The sequence below is a fragment of the Sphingorhabdus sp. genome, assembly GCF_044239045.1.
Taxonomy (GTDB): Bacteria; Pseudomonadota; Alphaproteobacteria; order Sphingomonadales; family Sphingomonadaceae; genus Sphingorhabdus_B.
Genome location: NZ_JBIICD010000002.1, coordinates 98,679 through 114,176 on the forward strand (window position 1 = coordinate 98,679; position 15,498 = coordinate 114,176).

General features: G+C 54.2%; 22 protein-coding genes. 10 read left to right on the plus strand and 12 right to left on the minus strand.

The features are described 5' to 3' along the window. Position 1 precedes the first annotated feature (1 nt). Positions 2–1,342: a PepSY-associated TM helix domain-containing protein gene (locus ACILP4_RS01315; protein ID WP_395618952.1), complete on the plus strand. Its 1,341-nt coding sequence runs from the start codon at positions 2–4 to the stop codon at positions 1,340–1,342. On the opposite strand, the gene ACILP4_RS01320 is transcribed toward ACILP4_RS01315, so the two are convergent. From ACILP4_RS01320 to ACILP4_RS01350, 7 genes are all read right to left on the minus strand, one after another. Further along, a complete protein-coding gene (locus tag ACILP4_RS01320; RefSeq protein ID WP_395618953.1) occupies positions 1,330–1,734 on the minus strand; it encodes a SufE family protein in 405 nt (134 codons plus the stop codon). The two genes, ACILP4_RS01315 and ACILP4_RS01320, sit on opposite strands and share 13 nt — an antisense overlap. 24 nt (positions 1,735–1,758) lie before the next feature. Next, entirely contained in the window at positions 1,759–1,995 is a 237-nt protein-coding gene (locus ACILP4_RS01325; protein ID WP_395618954.1) for a hypothetical protein, read from the minus strand. A 15-nt stretch (positions 1,996–2,010) separates the two neighbouring features. Further along, on the minus strand, positions 2,011–2,310 hold the full coding sequence (locus ACILP4_RS01330) for a hypothetical protein (RefSeq protein ID WP_395618955.1): 300 nt from the start codon (positions 2,308–2,310) through the stop codon (positions 2,011–2,013). Positions 2,311–2,334: 24 nt separating this feature from the next. Further along, positions 2,335–2,718, minus strand: coding sequence for an envelope stress response membrane protein PspC (gene pspC / locus ACILP4_RS01335; protein WP_395618956.1), 384 nt, complete (start codon positions 2,716–2,718; stop codon positions 2,335–2,337). A 1-nt stretch (position 2,719) separates the two neighbouring features. Next, positions 2,720–3,007 carry an envelope stress response membrane protein PspB gene (pspB, locus tag ACILP4_RS01340; RefSeq protein WP_395618957.1) on the minus strand — a complete coding sequence of 96 codons (288 nt, stop codon included), beginning with the start codon at positions 3,005–3,007 and terminating at the stop codon, positions 2,720–2,722. A 3-nt stretch (positions 3,008–3,010) separates the two neighbouring features. Continuing rightward, positions 3,011–3,694: a phage shock protein PspA gene (gene pspA, locus ACILP4_RS01345; RefSeq protein WP_395618958.1), complete on the minus strand. Its 684-nt coding sequence runs from the start codon at positions 3,692–3,694 to the stop codon at positions 3,011–3,013. Positions 3,695–3,803: 109 nt separating this feature from the next. Next, positions 3,804–3,992 (minus strand): hypothetical protein, encoded by a 189-nt coding sequence (locus ACILP4_RS01350; protein WP_395618959.1) that lies wholly within the window; start codon positions 3,990–3,992, stop codon positions 3,804–3,806. 165 nt (positions 3,993–4,157) lie between these two features. On the opposite strand from ACILP4_RS01350, the gene pspF reads away from it, so the two are divergent. After that, complete coding sequence (gene pspF, locus ACILP4_RS01355; RefSeq protein WP_395618960.1) at positions 4,158–5,195, plus strand: phage shock protein operon transcriptional activator; 1,038 nt, start codon at positions 4,158–4,160, stop codon at positions 5,193–5,195. A gap of 50 nt (positions 5,196–5,245) precedes the next feature. Here pspF and ACILP4_RS01360 read toward each other — a convergent pair whose 3' ends face one another. The 5 genes from ACILP4_RS01360 to dapF all read right to left on the minus strand — a co-directional run bounded on the left by ACILP4_RS01360 (position 5,246) and on the right by dapF (position 9,572). Further along, positions 5,246–5,809, minus strand: coding sequence for a urate hydroxylase PuuD (locus tag ACILP4_RS01360; protein ID WP_395618961.1), 564 nt, complete (start codon positions 5,807–5,809; stop codon positions 5,246–5,248). Between the two features lie 142 nt (positions 5,810–5,951). Next, the gene (locus ACILP4_RS01365) at positions 5,952–6,581 is read right to left on the minus strand and encodes an inner membrane-spanning protein YciB (protein ID WP_395618962.1); all 630 of its coding nucleotides are present in this window, start codon (positions 6,579–6,581) and stop codon (positions 5,952–5,954) included. Beyond that, positions 6,578–7,507, minus strand: coding sequence for a signal recognition particle-docking protein FtsY (gene ftsY / locus ACILP4_RS01370; protein ID WP_395618963.1), 930 nt, complete (start codon positions 7,505–7,507; stop codon positions 6,578–6,580). Before ftsY ends, ACILP4_RS01365 begins: the two co-directional genes overlap by 4 nt. After that, entirely contained in the window at positions 7,504–8,757 is a 1,254-nt protein-coding gene (gene mtaB / locus ACILP4_RS01375; RefSeq protein ID WP_395619026.1) for a tRNA (N(6)-L-threonylcarbamoyladenosine(37)-C(2))-methylthiotransferase MtaB, read from the minus strand. Before mtaB ends, ftsY begins: the two co-directional genes overlap by 4 nt. A gap of 8 nt (positions 8,758–8,765) precedes the next feature. Further along, a complete protein-coding gene (gene dapF / locus ACILP4_RS01380) occupies positions 8,766–9,572 on the minus strand; it encodes a diaminopimelate epimerase (RefSeq protein ID WP_395618964.1) in 807 nt (268 codons plus the stop codon). A gap of 243 nt (positions 9,573–9,815) precedes the next feature. Between dapF and ffh the strand changes: the two genes are divergently transcribed. The 8 genes from ffh (at position 9,816) to ACILP4_RS01420 (ending at position 15,495) form a co-directional block, all read left to right on the plus strand. Beyond that, complete coding sequence (gene ffh, locus ACILP4_RS01385) at positions 9,816–11,303, plus strand: signal recognition particle protein (RefSeq protein WP_395618965.1); 1,488 nt, start codon at positions 9,816–9,818, stop codon at positions 11,301–11,303. 44 nt (positions 11,304–11,347) lie between these two features. Continuing rightward, positions 11,348–11,920, plus strand: a complete 573-nt coding sequence (gene rpsP / locus ACILP4_RS01390) for a 30S ribosomal protein S16 (RefSeq protein ID WP_395618966.1) — start codon at positions 11,348–11,350, stop codon at positions 11,918–11,920. Between the two features lie 3 nt (positions 11,921–11,923). After that, positions 11,924–12,418 (plus strand): ribosome maturation factor RimM, encoded by a 495-nt coding sequence (gene rimM, locus ACILP4_RS01395; protein WP_395618967.1) that lies wholly within the window; start codon positions 11,924–11,926, stop codon positions 12,416–12,418. Positions 12,419–12,448: 30 nt separating this feature from the next. Further along, positions 12,449–12,709: an AbrB/MazE/SpoVT family DNA-binding domain-containing protein gene (locus tag ACILP4_RS01400; RefSeq protein WP_395618968.1), complete on the plus strand. Its 261-nt coding sequence runs from the start codon at positions 12,449–12,451 to the stop codon at positions 12,707–12,709. A 71-nt stretch (positions 12,710–12,780) separates the two neighbouring features. Further along, a complete protein-coding gene (locus tag ACILP4_RS01405; protein WP_395618969.1) occupies positions 12,781–13,083 on the plus strand; it encodes a type II toxin-antitoxin system VapC family toxin in 303 nt (100 codons plus the stop codon). A gap of 154 nt (positions 13,084–13,237) precedes the next feature. Next, entirely contained in the window at positions 13,238–13,978 is a 741-nt protein-coding gene (trmD, locus tag ACILP4_RS01410) for a tRNA (guanosine(37)-N1)-methyltransferase TrmD (protein ID WP_395618970.1), read from the plus strand. 7 nt (positions 13,979–13,985) lie between these two features. Beyond that, a complete protein-coding gene (gene rplS / locus ACILP4_RS01415) occupies positions 13,986–14,378 on the plus strand; it encodes a 50S ribosomal protein L19 (RefSeq protein ID WP_125230085.1) in 393 nt (130 codons plus the stop codon). 91 nt (positions 14,379–14,469) lie between these two features. Next, positions 14,470–15,495 carry an aspartate-semialdehyde dehydrogenase gene (locus ACILP4_RS01420; protein ID WP_395618971.1) on the plus strand — a complete coding sequence of 342 codons (1,026 nt, stop codon included), beginning with the start codon at positions 14,470–14,472 and terminating at the stop codon, positions 15,493–15,495. The last annotated feature ends 3 nt before the right edge of the window (positions 15,496–15,498 follow it).

Genomic DNA, 15,498 nt, shown 5'->3' on the forward strand with positions numbered 1-15,498 from the left:
CATGGAAAATACGTCATTTTACCGCACAATGTGGCGCTGGCATTTTTATGCGTCTTTGTTCGTCATGCCGCTTGTTCTTGTGCTGGCGACAACAGGCGCAATCTATTTGTTTAAGCCGCAATTGGACCGTTGGGAGGAGCGCGCTTTTAGCAACCTTTCGACCAATGGGGCGGTGTCCCCCAATGCGCAATTGGCAGCGGTCATGGACATTAATCCGGGCGCGCAGTTTCACAGTTATCGGTTGCCCGCGCGTGACGGGGACGCTGCAATGATACATGTCGGGCTAGCCGATGGCCGTTCCATGCGTGACGTCTATGTGTCGCCGCAGGGCAAAGTTTTGGGAAGCATCGACCCCGAAAGTCGTATTTCCGCAACGGTCTCGCGCATTCATGGTTCGCTTTTGATAGGCAAAATGGGGGATTGGATTGTCGAACTGGCGGCCTGTTGGGCCATTGTGATGATCCTCACCGGCCTTTATATGTGGTGGCCGCGGGGGCAGGGTCTCAGCGGCGTTCTTTGGCCCAGATTGAAGAGGGGCAAGCGCCTATTCCTGCGCGACCTTCATGCGGTGACGGGTTTCTGGGTTTCCGGGCTCGCACTTGTTTTGCTAACCACAGGATTGCCCTGGGCGAGTGTCTGGGGCGATGCCTTTCGACTAGTTAGGGCGGAGTTGGGCCTTGTTCAAGGCGCACAAGACTGGAAAACAGGCAGTCAAGCCGCACATGCAGAGCATGATCATGATGCCATGATGAAAATGCAGTCTGCCGGGATACCGCTTGTTGGCCTCGCCGATATGGTGGGCAAGGCGAAATTGGAAAAGCTACCGCATCCCGTTTTAGTCAAGCCACCGGGCGCGCCAGAGCGTTTTGGTCCCCCGACACCCATGGCGTGGACGATTAAGTCGGAGGCCCAAAATCGGCCATTAAACCGCAGCATCACCTTTGATGTTGCGACGGGCAAGGAGGTATCGCGCACGGGCTTTGCGGATAAGCATGCCATTGATCAGGCAGTCAATTATGGAATTGCCTGGCATGAGGGGCAGCTTTTTGGCTGGATCAATCAGCTTGTGGGTGTTGTCACCGCGCTTGGCTTGATCACTTTGGTGATATCGGGCTTTATCATGTGGCGACGGCGCAAGCCGGTTGATGCGCTTGGGGCGCCTATTGCCCCAGCTGTACCGCAAAAAATACGCGGTGTTGCGGTGATCATTGCTGTGATGGCCATATTGTTGCCGTTGCTTGCGATTTCGCTGCTGGCATTATGGCTGTTTGATCGGTTGCTGCTGCCCCGCCTTCCAGCCTTTGCGCTTTGGCTGGGCGCTAGGCCAGCTCAGGCGGCATAACGCGCGGCAGTTTCGCGGATAAGTGCAATCATATTGGGGATGCCCTGCGTCCGGTTTGAACTGAGTTGGTTTTTCAGGTCAAACGGGGCGAGGGCATTTTCAATATCGGTGCTTAAAATTTCGGCGGCGTTTTTGCCGTCCACCGTTTTGAGCACCAGCGCGATGATGCCCTTGGTGATCGCGGCATTGCTATCCGCCATAAACGAAAGCTGGTTGTTGTCGGTGACCGGATACACCCAGACACTTGCCGAGCAACCGCGGACCAATGTCGCATCGGTTTTCAGCGCATCCGGCATAAGCGCCAGTTCGCGGCCAAGATCGATCAACAAACGGTAACGGTCGTCGGCTTCGAGGAATTCATATTCTTCTTGAATATCGCTGAGTGTGGTCATGGGGCCCGCATATGGCCGCAGGGGTCAGATATCAATCCCTGCCGCAATAGCCTCAAGCTTTTTGACGCGCTCTTTTAAGTCAGCGACTTCGATACGCGATGTTGCCGACGGTACTGGGGCATCACCGCTGCGGCGCGCTATATCGAGTTCAGCATGCTTCAGTGCAAGCCAATCGCGCCATCCGCGTAGTCCCAAGGAAGAGACAATGCCGACGGACAACACCGCAAAGGCGCCGATAATGATATAGAAATTGGGATCCATATCATGCCTCCTGTTTTAACGAAGTCGTTCGATTTCTTCGGACAAGCGCACGGCCTTGTCCGTCACGATGCGCTCAAGCACGGCCACGCGTTCTTCCAAATGCCCGATCTTACCGCTGAGCGTTTCATTCTCGTGACTTAAAAGCATGATTTTGCGTTCGGCTTCGGGATAGTCACCATCGGTTAGCGCAGTCTTGCCGCCCCATTCATCTTCCAAAGGATAGCCATGTCTGGCCCGGATCCAGTTGTTGACCAGCCAACCCACTGTCAACAGCGCAACAATCGCAATAACGAAATTTGGTCCACCAAGATTCATTATAGTTCCTTCCAATGCCCTTGGTTACCGCAGGCTTTCGATTTCCTCTGCCAGCTGCTTATTATTGCTGACATAATAGGTTTCCATTTCGGCCAAGCGATGGTCGATTTCCCGAAAGCGTGAACGAATGTCGCGGGTGGTACGGGCCGGCGATTGGCGCACGCCTTGCCAGAATTTCTGCTCTTCCCGGTCGTCGGTGTATAGATGGATTGGCTTTTGATTGGCCATCCAGGCCGTGATGACATAAGCGATCAGCGTCCAAGGAAAGCCGCCCATTAGCGTGAGCATGACGGTGCCTAAGCGAACCCACAGAACGTCAACGCCGGTGTAGTCGGCAATCCCGGCGCAAACGCCTTTCCATTTGGCATTCTGCTTATCGAGATAGAATTTGGTATGTTTCCCTGACATATCAGCGGTTCCTTTCCGGCCTACGTAAATTTTCTGGGTTAAAATCGGGTGAATCAAGTTCCATGCGGCGTGGTTGCCAATTGGGATTTTCTTGCGCGACCAAGCGTTCAACGGTGTCGAGGCGATCTTCCAACCGGCGCGCCAATTCATGCATGTCGCCAAGCATCCGCTCATCATCATTTGTCAGCGTTGCAGCGGTTTTCCAGCGCGTCACATAATGGAGTACAAGCCATGGGAGGGCGACGAATAGCATTCCCACGACCATTACGGGGACAAGAACATCTTCCATCGCTTAAGCTCCCTTCTTCTGGTCGGCCTGCATGGCCTTTTTCATTTCTTCCAATTCAGCGTCGACGACATCGAAGCTTTCAAGTGCAGCGATTTCGTCACCCAAAGTGCGCGGCGCTTCGGACCCGATCGACAGGGAGTCGGCATAACCTTGCGCTTCATCGACGCGGCGTTCGAGGACATCAAAGCGCGAGAATGCCTCGCGGACTTTGTCACCATTGTACATGGTGCGCAGCTTGACTTGATTTTCGGCGCTTTCCAAACGCGTCATCAGTGCATTTTGGCGGCTGCGGGCGTCGGCAAGCTTTTTCTGCAGCTTGTGAATATCCTGCTCGGAGGCCTTGAGCGCATCGTTCAGAACATCGACTTCCGCGGTCAATTGCTCTTTCATGTCGGTTGCCTTGCGCTTTTCCAATAAGGCCGCTTTCGCAAGGTCTTCACGCTCCTTTGAAAGCGCCAGATGCGCTTTATCGGTCCAGTCGGTTTCCAGAGTGTTCAACTTGTCGATATGGCGGCGCAGTTCCTTCTGGTCCGCAATCGTGCGGGCGGCGGAGGCCCGGACCTCAACCAACGTTTCTTCCATTTCCAATATGATCATGCGGATCATTTTGGCGGGGTCCTGCGACTTGTCGAGAAGGTCAGTCACATTGGCAGCGATGATATCGCGGGTTCGTGAAAATATGCCCATGGGGTAACTCCGATAATGTATATTGGTAACTTCATTCAAGAAAGTGGCGACCGGGTGCCTTTGGGAGCGGGAGGGGGAGCTGAGGCACTCCGGTCGCAGGTTATCGAAGTCAAGCAAGATAGCTGACAACGATCGACCTATTCGGTTGGGTGTGTGCGCTGATCTCGCCTGCGCTGCGGTGGTTTAGAACCGACACGGCATAGCTTGTAAAAATCATCATGAAGGACACAGCGACCGCCAGCCAAAGGCGGCTATCTTGTCCGTTTAGATAATCACTAGTTTCAATATCCTTACGCATTGTTTTTATCCTGTGCTGCTTGCCAGTTTTGCTGACTTGCAAGATATATTGCAGGGACCGTGCCAATTCGCGTTTATGTTGTATTTGGGCCATTTCTGCAAAATTACGATGGATAGTTGCTGGTAATTATTGCCACTCTATGGTGAAATATGCCAATATTTGAAAATGGATCGAGACAATGTTCAGTTCATTGGCCAATCAACGGCATTTTTGGACGCCGTGGAGCGTGCAAGCCGCGCTGCGCCGCTCAATCGCCCTGTATTAGTGGTAGGAGAGCGCGGGACAGGCAAGGAGTTGATTGCCGAGCGCCTTCACCGCCTAAGTTCGCGTTGGGATGGGCCTTTAGTCACCATAAATTGCGCGGCTTTGCCAGAGACGCTGATTGAGGCGGAATTGTTCGGGCATGAGGCAGGGGCGTTTACTGGTGCAACACGGGCACGCGAGGGGCGCTTCGAAGAGGCCGATGGCGGCACTTTGTTCCTCGATGAACTTGGTACCTTAAGCATGGGTGCGCAAGAACGACTATTGCGTGCGGTCGAATATGGCGAGGTTACGCGGATCGGTTCATCGCGGCCCATGCGCGTTGACGTGCGCATTGTAGCGGCGACAAATGAGCATCTGCCTAATATGGTCGACAAGGGACGGTTCAGGGCCGACTTACTGGACCGGCTGTGCTTTGAGGTCATCACATTGCCGCCGCTGCGTGTGCGCGAAGGTGATATTGAGGTTCTGTCCGAATTTTATGGACGCAAGATGGCGGCGGAATTGGGTTGGGAAGGCTGGCCCGGATTTGGCGAAGTTGCAACCCGCGCGTTAGAAAACCATCTCTGGCCGGGCAATGTCCGCGAACTGCGTAATGTTGTGGAGCGCGCTGTATATCGCTGGGCCGACCCCGCACAGCCAGTCGATTATATTCAATTTGATCCGTTTGACAGCCCGTGGCGCGGCGGGGTGGCGGCGTCTGCACCTGCGCAGGTGCAAGCTAACAATCAACCTAGTGCCGCCGAGGCGCGTTACGCAACGGACCTCAGCCAAGCATTGGATGTAACGGATTTCCGAGAGGCAACTGAGAAGTTTGAAAAATCTGTGTTGGAGCAAGCGCTAGCAAAGTGCCGTTACAACCAACGCCAGACCGCCAAGGCGCTCAATCTCAGCTATGACCAGCTACGTCACACGTTGAAAAAGCACGATCTTTTAGGATAAAAAAAGGGGCGGCATGTGCCACCCCTTCTTTGAAATCCAGATACGCGGGTTTAGCCGCCGTTAAAGCTGACCATCGTGTACAGCATCGGGATCGACAGCAATGTGTTCAGACGCGATGTCATCATCGCTGTAGTAGCTGCCTTCGCCTTTGTCGCGTCATCAGCTTCTACGATGCCGAGCGCTTTCTTTTGGTTTGGCCATATAATGAACCACACGTTGAACGCCATGATGACCGCAAGCCACATGCCAACGCCAATGAGCTTGTAAGGATCTTGCAGCGTAAACGCTTGATGCGCGTAGCCAGCTTGAACGGCAATGATGAGGCCAAACAATACGGTCAGTGCCGCGCCCCAGCGAAAGAAGAACAACGCCGATGGCGCGATATGCTTCGAAATGCCCGGTTTTAGCTCAGCAGGTACCTTTGGCATGGTGGGGATTTGTACGAAATTAAAATAATATAATAATCCAATCCAGACGATCCCGAAAAATGTATGCAACCAGCGCGTGATTGCTTGCGCGGTGATTCCGTCGCCGTGCAGAGTGAACATCAATGCTAATGCCAGCACTAGCCCAGCGACCAGCACCAGATGTAGATTTCCAAAAAACTTCGCCATTTTTTCCTCCTGTAGGCATTCAGGTGGTATTGCCCCTGATGGCATGCTGACTATCTGGATGGCAGAGGCTTGTCACATAATTTCTGCGCCTGCTGCATCAGATCATTGTTATGGCGCGTCACGCGCCGACCAATAGCGTCGCTTATCCCTGCGGCGGAAGCTCGGCATCATCGCGCAGTTTTAAGCCGTGACGCATGAGCATAGGGATATTGGCTAAGGCGAACAGAAAGGTGAGTGCGGTCACGCCCCACACTTTGATTGAGAGCCAGGTATCAAACGAAAACCATTCGGGCCGACGGAAAATCTCGTTCAATCCCGCGAGCACTAAGAAAAATAGGCCCCAGTGTAATGACAGCTTTAACCAGCCGGTTTCGCTGAGACCCTGATAGGCTGCCTCTAGCACATATTTGAGCATCGCTTTGCCGCGCAACCATCCACCCAGTAAAAGGACAGCGAAAAAGGCGTAAATGATCGTCGGCTTAATCTGGATAAAGCGTTCATCGTGAAACCATATGGTCAGCGCGCCAAAGAAAACGCCCAACGCGGCCGTCAGCTTTAGCATAGGGGAAATTTTGCCCAGTTTGAACTTGGACACGATTACCGCGACGATTATGGCCGCCATGAAGGCCGCAGTGCCGACAATTGCACTTTGTTTTGGATCGATTTCGGAACTGCCCAATTTTGATGCGACAAAGAATAACAACAATGGCCCGAAATCGAGGACAAAGTTCAATGTGCCCGATGGCTTTGTTGTTTGTGTGGTTTGGCTCACAACGAACCGCCGCTAATCGCGCGGGCAACATCTTGCGGGTTAAACGGCCGCAAATCATCAATCGATTCACCCACACCAATGGCGTGAATGGGCAGGCCGAATTGTTTGGCCGCCGCCACCAATATGCCGCCGCGTGCGCTGCCGTCCAATTTTGTCATCACAAGCCCGGTCACGTCAGCGACCTCCTTAAAGGTTTCAATCTGTGACAACGCATTTTGACCTGTAGTGGCGTCCAGCACGAGCACAACATTATGCGGTGCGGCCGGGTTCAGGCGGCCCAATACCCGCCGGATTTTGGCAAGTTCATCCATCAGTTCGCGTTTATTTTGTAAACGGCCAGCAGTATCGACGATGAGGACATCGATCCCTTCGGTAGTTGCCTTTTTGACCGCGTCAAACACGACGCCTGCTGCATCGCCGCCTTCGGGGCCTGTGACAATCGGCACGCCAATGCGTTCAGCCCAAATCTTCAACTGGCCAATGGCGGCTGCCCGGAATGTATCGCCAGCGGCCAGCATGACGCCATAATCTTGTTCCAGGAACAGATTAGCGAGCTTTGCGATTGTCGTGGTTTTTCCTGATCCATTGACGCCAATGACCAAAATGACTTGAGGGCGCGGGAAAGCATCAATTTCCAACGGGGACGCGACCGGCGCCAGGACCGAGGCAATTTCATCCTCGACAATCTGCCTTATGCCGTTGGCATCAATGCCTTTGTCAAAGCGGCCAACGGCAATCTTGTCGCGAATTTGCGACGCCATGGCCGGGCCTAAGTCAGAGGCAATCAACGCATCCTCAATCTCGTCAAGATCGCTTGCGTCAAGCTTCGCCTTGGTGACAAGTCCAGCAATATTCTCGGTCAGCTTACCTGATGTTTTTTTAAGGCCACCGAACAAACGGTTCGTCCACCCAGCATTTTCGCTCATTCGATAACCTCTGCCTGTAAAACTTCGTCTTGGATATGGGTTATGCGGGCCGATACGACACGGCCTTCCGGCATCCTCTTATCAAGCTTCAGATACGCGAAATTTTCAGCATGACCAGCGTATCCGCCGCTTTCGACGGCAACATACTGCTGGGTGCCAATAAGCGCTCGGGCCCAAACGGCTTTTTTGGCGGCAACAGCATCGCGCAATATCTTTGCGCGGGACTTGATTGTCTGCGGCGGCAATTGTGGCATGCGCGCCGCTGGCGTGCCCTTTTTGGGTGAGTAAGGAAAAATATGCCCATGAACGATGTTGCATTGGCGCACGAGATCGACACTGTTGGCAAACATGGCGTCATCCTCAGTCGGAAAACCGGCGATGATGTCAGCGCCAATGGTAATGTCCGGCCTTTTTGCCTGCAGTCGCGCAACAAGGTCAATCGCCAGTTCACGGCTGTGGCGCCGTTTCATGCGCTTCAGGATCATGTTGTCGCCTGCCTGCAATGACAGATGGACATGTGGCATGACGCGCGCTTCGCCGGTCAGCAGGTCAAACAGCCGCGCGTCAATTTCGACTCCGTCAATGGATGAAAGACGCAGGCGCTGAAGGTCTGGCACAAGCTTCAAGATGCGTTCGACCAATGAACCCAAATTAGGCTGTCCGGGAAGGTCATGGCCATAGCTGGTGACGTCGACGCCTGTCAGCACGACCTCTTGAAAACCACTGTCCACCAGCTTTTGGATATGCTCGATAACGCTTCCTGCGGGAACCGAGCGGCTGTTGCCCCGGCCATAAGGGATGATGCAAAAGGTGCAGCGATGATCGCAACCATTTTGCACCTCAACAAAGGCGCGGGTTTTGCCAGAATAAGCGGTAACCAAATGCGGTGCTGTTTGCGCGATGGTCATAATGTCCGAAACGACAACCGGGCGGTCAGGGCGTTCGATTATCTCGCGCAGCAAAGCAGCATTTTGTTTTTCATGATTGCCGAATACGCCAGCGACTTCAGGCATATTTTGGAAGGTTTCAGGTTCGACTTGCGCTGCGCAACCCGTTACCCATACGCGGGCATCGGGGCGACGTTTATGCGCTTGGCGGATGGCCTGGCGCGTTTGGCGGACCGATTCATTGGTAACGGCGCAGCTATTGATAATGACGATATCGTCATGCCCGGAAAGTTGCTCGGCTAAGGCGTTGCTCTCGGCAAGGTTCAGGCGGCATCCCATGCTGATGACTTCAGGTTTCTGCAGCGGTGCGTTCATCCAAAATCGTCCCAGTCGGCGTGGCCGGTAAAGACATAAGTCGCGCTGCCCGCCATGATCACGGGCTGCCCCGGAGCCCAAGCGATGGTCAAACGGCCACCCTTTTGGTGCACGACAACAGGGGATTGGACCTTACCTTGCTTAATGGCTGCAACAGCGGTGGCACAGGCCCCTGTGCCGCATGCGCCGGTTAGACCAGCGCCGCGTTCCCATACTACTAGATGGATTTCATTGCCGTCGATGGACGCGACATTGATATTCACGCGTTCTGGAAAGGCGGCGTCATGCTCAATCATGGGGCCAAGCCGCGCGAGATCAACCGCATCGGCGTCGTCCACAAAAAACACGGCATGCGGGTTACCCATGTTGACTGCCATGGGGTTTTGCAATTCTTCCCACGCCAGGGGTAGGGAGGCACTGTCCATGGCAAAAGCAAGCGGAATGTCTTGCCACTCGAACTTCGCTTCACCCATGGAAACGGTCACGTCGTTGCCGGACAGTTGCCCAAAGATAATCCCGCCCTTTGTTTCGATTTTTAGATCTTGTTTCAGCAAGGCCACCACGCAGCGCGAGGCGTTGCCGCATGCTTCAACTTCGCTGCCGTCTGCGTTAAATATGCGCATGGTGACATCGGCGACATTGGACTTAGTCAAAAGGATTAATTGGTCGCAGCCAATGCCATGCTTTCGGTCGGCAATAGCCCGCACACGGGCAGGCGACATTTCTATCGGAGATACGCGCGCATCGATAATGACAAAGTCATTGCCTAGCCCATGCATCTTGTGAAATTCGCCTTTTGCCATCGTCGGCGATTTAGGGGCTGTGGGCCAGAGTGTCCACCGCTTATGGAGCCGGATATCGGGGGCTTCGTCACACGGAATAATTTGCCTTTTGCAAAATCTGTTGGTAAGCGCCCCTCCAAGGCATGTCGTGTGCCATTCATAATTTGTTGGAAATCCATTATTTCCAAGCTGGTCGGCGAAGATTCGCTCACCGGCTTTTTGTTCGTTTATGCCCCAAATGGGGTGATTTGGTAAGGAATGTCGATGTTTGACAAGCTAAGCGACCGGTTAGGAGGTGTGTTTGATCGCCTGCGCGGTCGCGGTGCGTTGAACGAAGCCGATGTGCGTGAAGCGATGCGCGAAGTGCGCGTTGCCTTGCTTGAGGCCGACGTTGCATTGCCCGTTGTCCGCGACTTCATCGACAAGGTAACCGAGCAAGCCGTTGGTGCGCAGGTCCTGAAATCCGTCACACCCGGCCAGCAAGTCGTCAAAATCGTTAACGATGCGCTGGTTGACATGTTGGGCGCGGAACAAAGCGACCTGAACTTGGCCGTTGCGCCACCTGCCATCATTATGATGGTCGGTCTGCAAGGTTCGGGTAAGACGACCACGACCGCAAAAATCGCGAAGATGTTGAAGACAAAGCAGGGCAAGAAAGTCCTGATGGCGTCGCTCGACGTTAATCGTCCGGCAGCGCAAGAGCAATTGGGCACGCTGGGCACGCAGACTGATGTCGCGACGCTTCCGATTGTTCAGGGGCAAATGCCCGTCGACATCGCCAAACGCGCTATGCAGGCGGCAAAGCTGCAGGGCTTTGATGTCCTTATCCTCGACACCGCGGGTCGCTTGCATGTCGATCAGCAGTTGATGGACGAAATGCAGGCAGTGGCGACGGTCGCTGTGCCGCAGGAAATATTGCTGGTCGTGGACTCGCTCACGGGTCAAGACGCGGTTAATGTAGCCAAAAGCTTTGGCGAGCGCGTTGATCTGACGGGTATCGTACTTACGCGTATGGACGGGGATGCCCGCGGCGGTGCGGCGCTGTCGATGCGCGCCATTACCGGCAAGCCAATTAAATTTGCGGGCGTCGGTGAAAAGCTTGACGCCATTGAGGCATTCAATCCAAGCCGTGTTGCTGGCCGCATATTGGGCATGGGTGACGTTGTCGGCTTGGTCGAACGTGCGTCCGAAATGGTCGAAAAAGAGGACGCGGAAAAACTCGCGGCCAAAATGGCCAAGGGCCAGTTCGACATGGACGACCTGCGTACCCAATTCCGCCAGATGACTAAGATGGGCGGCCTTGGTGCATTGGCGGGTATGATGCCCGGCATGAAAAAGGCCAAGCAGGCGATGGACGCCGGCGGTATGAACGATAAATTGCTGGTGCACATGGATGCCATCATTGGTTCGATGACACCGAAAGAACGCGCCAAGCCGGAATTATTGAACGCCAAGCGCAAGATCCGCATTGCCAAAGGCTCTGGCATGACGGTGCAAGACGTCAACAAGTTGATCAAAATGCACCAGGAAATGGCAAGTGCCATGAAGCGCATCCGCAAAATGGGAGGGCTTAAGGGCCTTGCTGCGATGTTTGGCGGCGGCAAAGGTGGCGGCGATTTGGGTGGCGCGATGGAGGGGATGCACGGCCTTCCCCCCGGCGCGATGCCACCTGGCATGGGCGGATTTCCCGGAATGGGCGGCGGTGGCGGGATGCCACCTGACCTCGCAAGACTTTTGAATAAGAAGAAATAATATACTGTTTAGTTTGAATATTTTAAGAAAGGTGAGTTAGTTTTATGGCATTATCAATGCGTTTGTCGCGGGGCGGTTCGAAAAAGCGCCCTTATTATAAAATCGTCGTAGCCGACGCCCGCGCACCGCGCGATGGTAAGTTCATCGAGCGTATCGGTAGCTACAACCCGCAGGCACCTAAGGATAGCGCAGAGCGCGTAATCCTCGACACAGAGCGCGCGAAGCATTGGCTCGCCGCTGGTGCACAGCCGTCGGACCGCGTAGCCCGCTTCCTTGACGTCGCTGGCGTTAAAGAGCGTAAGGCCAGAAATAACCCGAATAAGGGCGAGCCAGGCCAGAAAGCCAAGGATCGCGCCGAAGATAAGGCGACCAAGCTTGCAGAAGCTGAAGAAGCGGCCGCAGCAGCTGCTGCTGCTCCAGCACCTGAGCCAGAGCCAGAAGTAGTTGCTGAAGAAGCGCCTGCTGCCGAAGAAGCTGCACCTGCTGAAGCTGCTGCTGAAGAAGCACCTGCCGCAGAAGAAGCTGCGCCAGCCGAAGCAGTTGCTGAAGAAGCACCTGCCACTGAAGAAGCTGCGCCAGCCGCTGAAGAAGCAACTGAAGAAAAGGCCGAGGGCTAAGCCTTGGTTGACAAAACCGTCACGCTTGCCGCCGTCTCTGGTGCGCACGGCGTGACGGGCGAAGTCCGTCTCAAGCTGTTTGCAGAAAATGTGGACAGCTTGAAACGCTACAAAAGTTTTAACGATGGTGCGTTGACGGTTAAGTCCCTCCGCCCAACCAAAGACGGCGCGATTGCGCGTTTTGCCGAAATCAACGACCGCAATGCCGCAGAAAAGCTGCGTAGTACGCTGCTCACCGTTCCGCGGGAGGCTTTGCCCGAATTGGGCGAGGGGGAATATTATTACAGCGACCTTCTAGGTCTGCCGTGCGTATCCACCGATGGCAGCGACCTCGGTATTTGCGTTGCGGTCGAAAATTTCGGTGCAAGCGATGTTCTGGAAATCCAGATGCCATCTGTGGATGGCAAAACCGGCAAAAAGTTCATGGTCCCTATGACCGTCGATGCCGTGCCTCAATGGGGTGAGCGGATACTCATTGACGCGGCTTTCGTGATTTAGTATATACATCATGTATATACGGAGCGCGTTATGAGCAACGAATATAGAGCTAAAGTTTTTAAGTCGGGTAATTCCGTCGCATTGCGCCTGCCCAAGGCGCTCGGCTTGAAAGACGGCGACGAAATGATTTTACGTGAAGAGCAGAGCGAATTTATCTTCAAGCTTGCTGACCAGCCGCGCAAAAAGATCGATGTGAGTGGCTTTTGGGGCAAGGCTGCAGGCATGGTTCATGTACCTGCTCCGCAGGAAGATTTCGAGCCCCGCCCGAGCAGTCTGCGAAAAAATCCTTGATCCGATTTTTGATCGACGCTGACACTGCTATATTTGCGACGACGGCTCAATATCCTCGGATAGCGAAATATATGGCGCAATATGAACCCGGAGAACTCGGGCTTTCTGTCATTAGCTATGCTGAAATTGTGTTAGGGATGGAGCAGGGGAAGCCGCCAACGGCGGAAGCGCTAGAAGCGTTCACTGCAGTAGTCCCTTTGCAGCCGTTCGATGAAGCGGCCGCAAAAGCTTACGCAATGCTGCCGTTCAAACGTGCGCGCTTTGATAGGTTACTCGCGGCGCATGCGGTGAGTTTAGGTGCTGCGGTTGTGACAAACAATCCTTCCGACTTCGCCGACGTGCCGGGGTTGAAGGTAGAGAATTGGACGGTTTGATGAATTTTTTGTTATTATTTTCCATTGGATTATTCGTCACACAAACAACGATGCTCTGGTGCCTGATATACAGAAAATGGCACTCGAAACTTAGAGCAATGGTCCGGCCGAACGTGTTTATGTTACCTCCCGTCGTTGGGCAATTTTCTTAGTCATGACTTTCCGCGCGCAAATCCTCACGCTCTATCCTGAAATGTTCCCTGGACCGCTCGGAATATCCTTGGCTGGCCGAGCGCTGGAGGAGGGGAAGTGGTCTTGCTCTCCCATTCAGATCCGTGACTTTGCGGGCGATAAGCATCGCACCGTTGACGATACGCCCGCTGGCGGCGGGGCAGGGATGGTATTGCGCGCGGATATTCTTGCCGCTGCGGTCGAGCATGCGTCTGCAGTACAGCCTGAATCCCCAATCATCGCGATGACACCGCGCGGTACGCCAATATCGCAAGGCCGTATCCGTGCACTTGCCGCCGGACCCGGCGTAACTGTGCTATGTGGCCGATTTGAAGGCTTTGACGAGCGCCTTTTCGACGCGCATCCAGAAATTGAACAAGTTTCCATGGGGGATATCATTCTATCCGGGGGTGAAATCGGGGCGCTGATGCTGTTAGACGCTTGCATTCGGCTACTTCCCGGCGTAATGGGCGCCTCTTCCAGCGGTGACGAGGAGTCCTTTGAACAAGGATTGCTTGAATATCCGCACTACACCCGTCCCAATGATTGGGAAGGGCGTATGATCCCTGAAGTGTTGCGATCGGGGGATCATGCGAAAATAGCTGCTTGGCGGAAACAACAGGCAGAGGAAATTACTCGGTTACGCAGACCGGACCTTTGGGGGCGTTACAAAGACGCCCGGGTTCAGCCTGCCTCTGACGTGCGACAAAAGAATAAGGATTAAATGGGGCATGAACCTCATCCAAACACTCGAAGCCGAAGCTATTGCAGCTTTGTCAGAAAACAAAAAAATTCCTGCGTTCCGTGCAGGTGACACCGTCAAGGTGGGCGTGAAGGTCATCGAAGGTGAGCGCACGCGTATTCAGAATTACGAAGGCGTGTGCATCGCGCGTTCGAACAAGGGCATGGGCTCCAACTTCACTGTACGCAAAATGTCGTTCGGTGAAGGCGTTGAGCGCGTATTCCCGCTGTACAGCCCCAATATCGACAGCATCGAAGTTGTCCGTAAGGGCGTCGTGCGTCGTGCGAAGCTTTATTATCTGCGTGGTTTGACCGGTAAGAAGGCACGTATTGCCGAACGCCGCGACCCGCGTCCTATTAAGACCACCGAGGCTGCCGAATAAGGCAGGAGCCGCGCTGCGTTTCTAACCGAACACAAAAAGCCGGGCTCCCACAAAGAGCCCGGCTTTTTTATTGCCGAAAAGGGAAGTGAATATGGGTTACCGTATCGTAGTTGCAGGCGCGACTGGCAATGTCGGCCGCGAAGTTGTCAACATCTTGGCAGAACGCGCATTCCCTGCCGATGAAGTCGCTGTGCTGGCATCATCGCGCAGCCAGGGTATCGAAATCGAATATGGCGATACCGACAAGATGCTCAAGATCCAGAATATCGAGAATTTCGATTGGACGGGCTGGGATATGGCGATTTTTGCCATCGGTTCGGAAGCGACGATGAAATACGCCCCAATTGCCGCTGCTGCTGGCTGCGTAGTGATCGATAACAGTTCGCTTTTCCGGATGGACCCGGATGTTCCCTTGATCGTGCCTGAAGTGAATCCAGACGCCATTGATATCTACAAACGCAAGAACATCATCGCCAACCCCAATTGCTCAACCGCGCAATTGGTCGTCGCGTTGAAGCCCCTGCACGATTACGCCAAGATAACCCGCGTTGTAGTATCGACTTATCAGTCGGTGTCGGGCGCGGGCAAAGAGGGCATGGACGAATTGTTCGAACAGAGCCGCAACATATTTGTCGGCGACAGTGCCGATGCTAAGAAGTTTACGAAGCAAATTGCATTCAACGTGATCCCGCACATCGATAGCTTTCTTGACGATGGCTATACCAAGGAAGAGTGGAAGATGATGGTTGAGGTCAAGAAGATCCTTGACCCGAAAATCAAGCTGACCGCGACGTGCGTCCGCGTTCCTGTCTTTGTTGGCCATAGCGAAGCGGTGAATATCGAATATGAGCGTGAAATGTCGGCAGATACCGCGCAGAATATTTTGCGTGAGGCCCCTGGCATCATGCTGATCGATAAGCGCGAGGACGGCGGCTATACGACACCGGTCGAGGCTGCGGGCGACGATGCGACTTATGTCAGCCGCGTGCGCGAAGACCCGACAGTCGACAATGGCCTTGCCTTCTGGTGCGTGTCGGATAATTTGCGCAAGGGTGCCGCCCTGAATGCGGTGCAGATTGCCGAGCTGCTCGGGCGGCGGCATTTGAAAAAGGGTTGAGTT

What these genes read in the sequence shown, in the direction of transcription:
- ACILP4_RS01315 (WP_395618952.1), top strand. Translation starts at nt 2, where the DNA reads ATGGAAAATACGTCATTTTACCGCACAATGTGGCGCTGGCATTTTTAT.
- ACILP4_RS01320 (WP_395618953.1), bottom strand. Translation starts at nt 1,734, where the DNA reads ATGACCACACTCAGCGATATTCAAGAAGAATATGAATTCCTCGAAGCC.
- ACILP4_RS01325 (WP_395618954.1), bottom strand. Translation starts at nt 1,995, where the DNA reads ATGGATCCCAATTTCTATATCATTATCGGCGCCTTTGCGGTGTTGTCC.
- ACILP4_RS01330 (WP_395618955.1), bottom strand. Translation starts at nt 2,310, where the DNA reads ATGAATCTTGGTGGACCAAATTTCGTTATTGCGATTGTTGCGCTGTTG.
- pspC (WP_395618956.1), bottom strand. Translation starts at nt 2,718, where the DNA reads ATGTCAGGGAAACATACCAAATTCTATCTCGATAAGCAGAATGCCAAA.
- pspB (WP_395618957.1), bottom strand. Translation starts at nt 3,007, where the DNA reads ATGGAAGATGTTCTTGTCCCCGTAATGGTCGTGGGAATGCTATTCGTC.
- pspA (WP_395618958.1), bottom strand. Translation starts at nt 3,694, where the DNA reads ATGGGCATATTTTCACGAACCCGCGATATCATCGCTGCCAATGTGACT.
- ACILP4_RS01350 (WP_395618959.1), bottom strand. Translation starts at nt 3,992, where the DNA reads ATGCGTAAGGATATTGAAACTAGTGATTATCTAAACGGACAAGATAGC.
- pspF (WP_395618960.1), top strand. Translation starts at nt 4,158, where the DNA reads ATGGATCGAGACAATGTTCAGTTCATTGGCCAATCAACGGCATTTTTG.
- ACILP4_RS01360 (WP_395618961.1), bottom strand. Translation starts at nt 5,809, where the DNA reads ATGGCGAAGTTTTTTGGAAATCTACATCTGGTGCTGGTCGCTGGGCTA.
- ftsY (WP_395618963.1), bottom strand. Translation starts at nt 7,507, where the DNA reads ATGAGCGAAAATGCTGGGTGGACGAACCGTTTGTTCGGTGGCCTTAAA.
- dapF (WP_395618964.1), bottom strand. Translation starts at nt 9,572, where the DNA reads ATGGCAAAAGGCGAATTTCACAAGATGCATGGGCTAGGCAATGACTTT.
- ffh (WP_395618965.1), top strand. Translation starts at nt 9,816, where the DNA reads ATGTTTGACAAGCTAAGCGACCGGTTAGGAGGTGTGTTTGATCGCCTG.
- rpsP (WP_395618966.1), top strand. Translation starts at nt 11,348, where the DNA reads ATGGCATTATCAATGCGTTTGTCGCGGGGCGGTTCGAAAAAGCGCCCT.
- ACILP4_RS01400 (WP_395618968.1), top strand. Translation starts at nt 12,449, where the DNA reads ATGAGCAACGAATATAGAGCTAAAGTTTTTAAGTCGGGTAATTCCGTC.
- ACILP4_RS01405 (WP_395618969.1), top strand. Translation starts at nt 12,781, where the DNA reads ATGGCGCAATATGAACCCGGAGAACTCGGGCTTTCTGTCATTAGCTAT.
- trmD (WP_395618970.1), top strand. Translation starts at nt 13,238, where the DNA reads ATGACTTTCCGCGCGCAAATCCTCACGCTCTATCCTGAAATGTTCCCT.
- rplS (WP_125230085.1), top strand. Translation starts at nt 13,986, where the DNA reads ATGAACCTCATCCAAACACTCGAAGCCGAAGCTATTGCAGCTTTGTCA.
- ACILP4_RS01420 (WP_395618971.1), top strand. Translation starts at nt 14,470, where the DNA reads ATGGGTTACCGTATCGTAGTTGCAGGCGCGACTGGCAATGTCGGCCGC.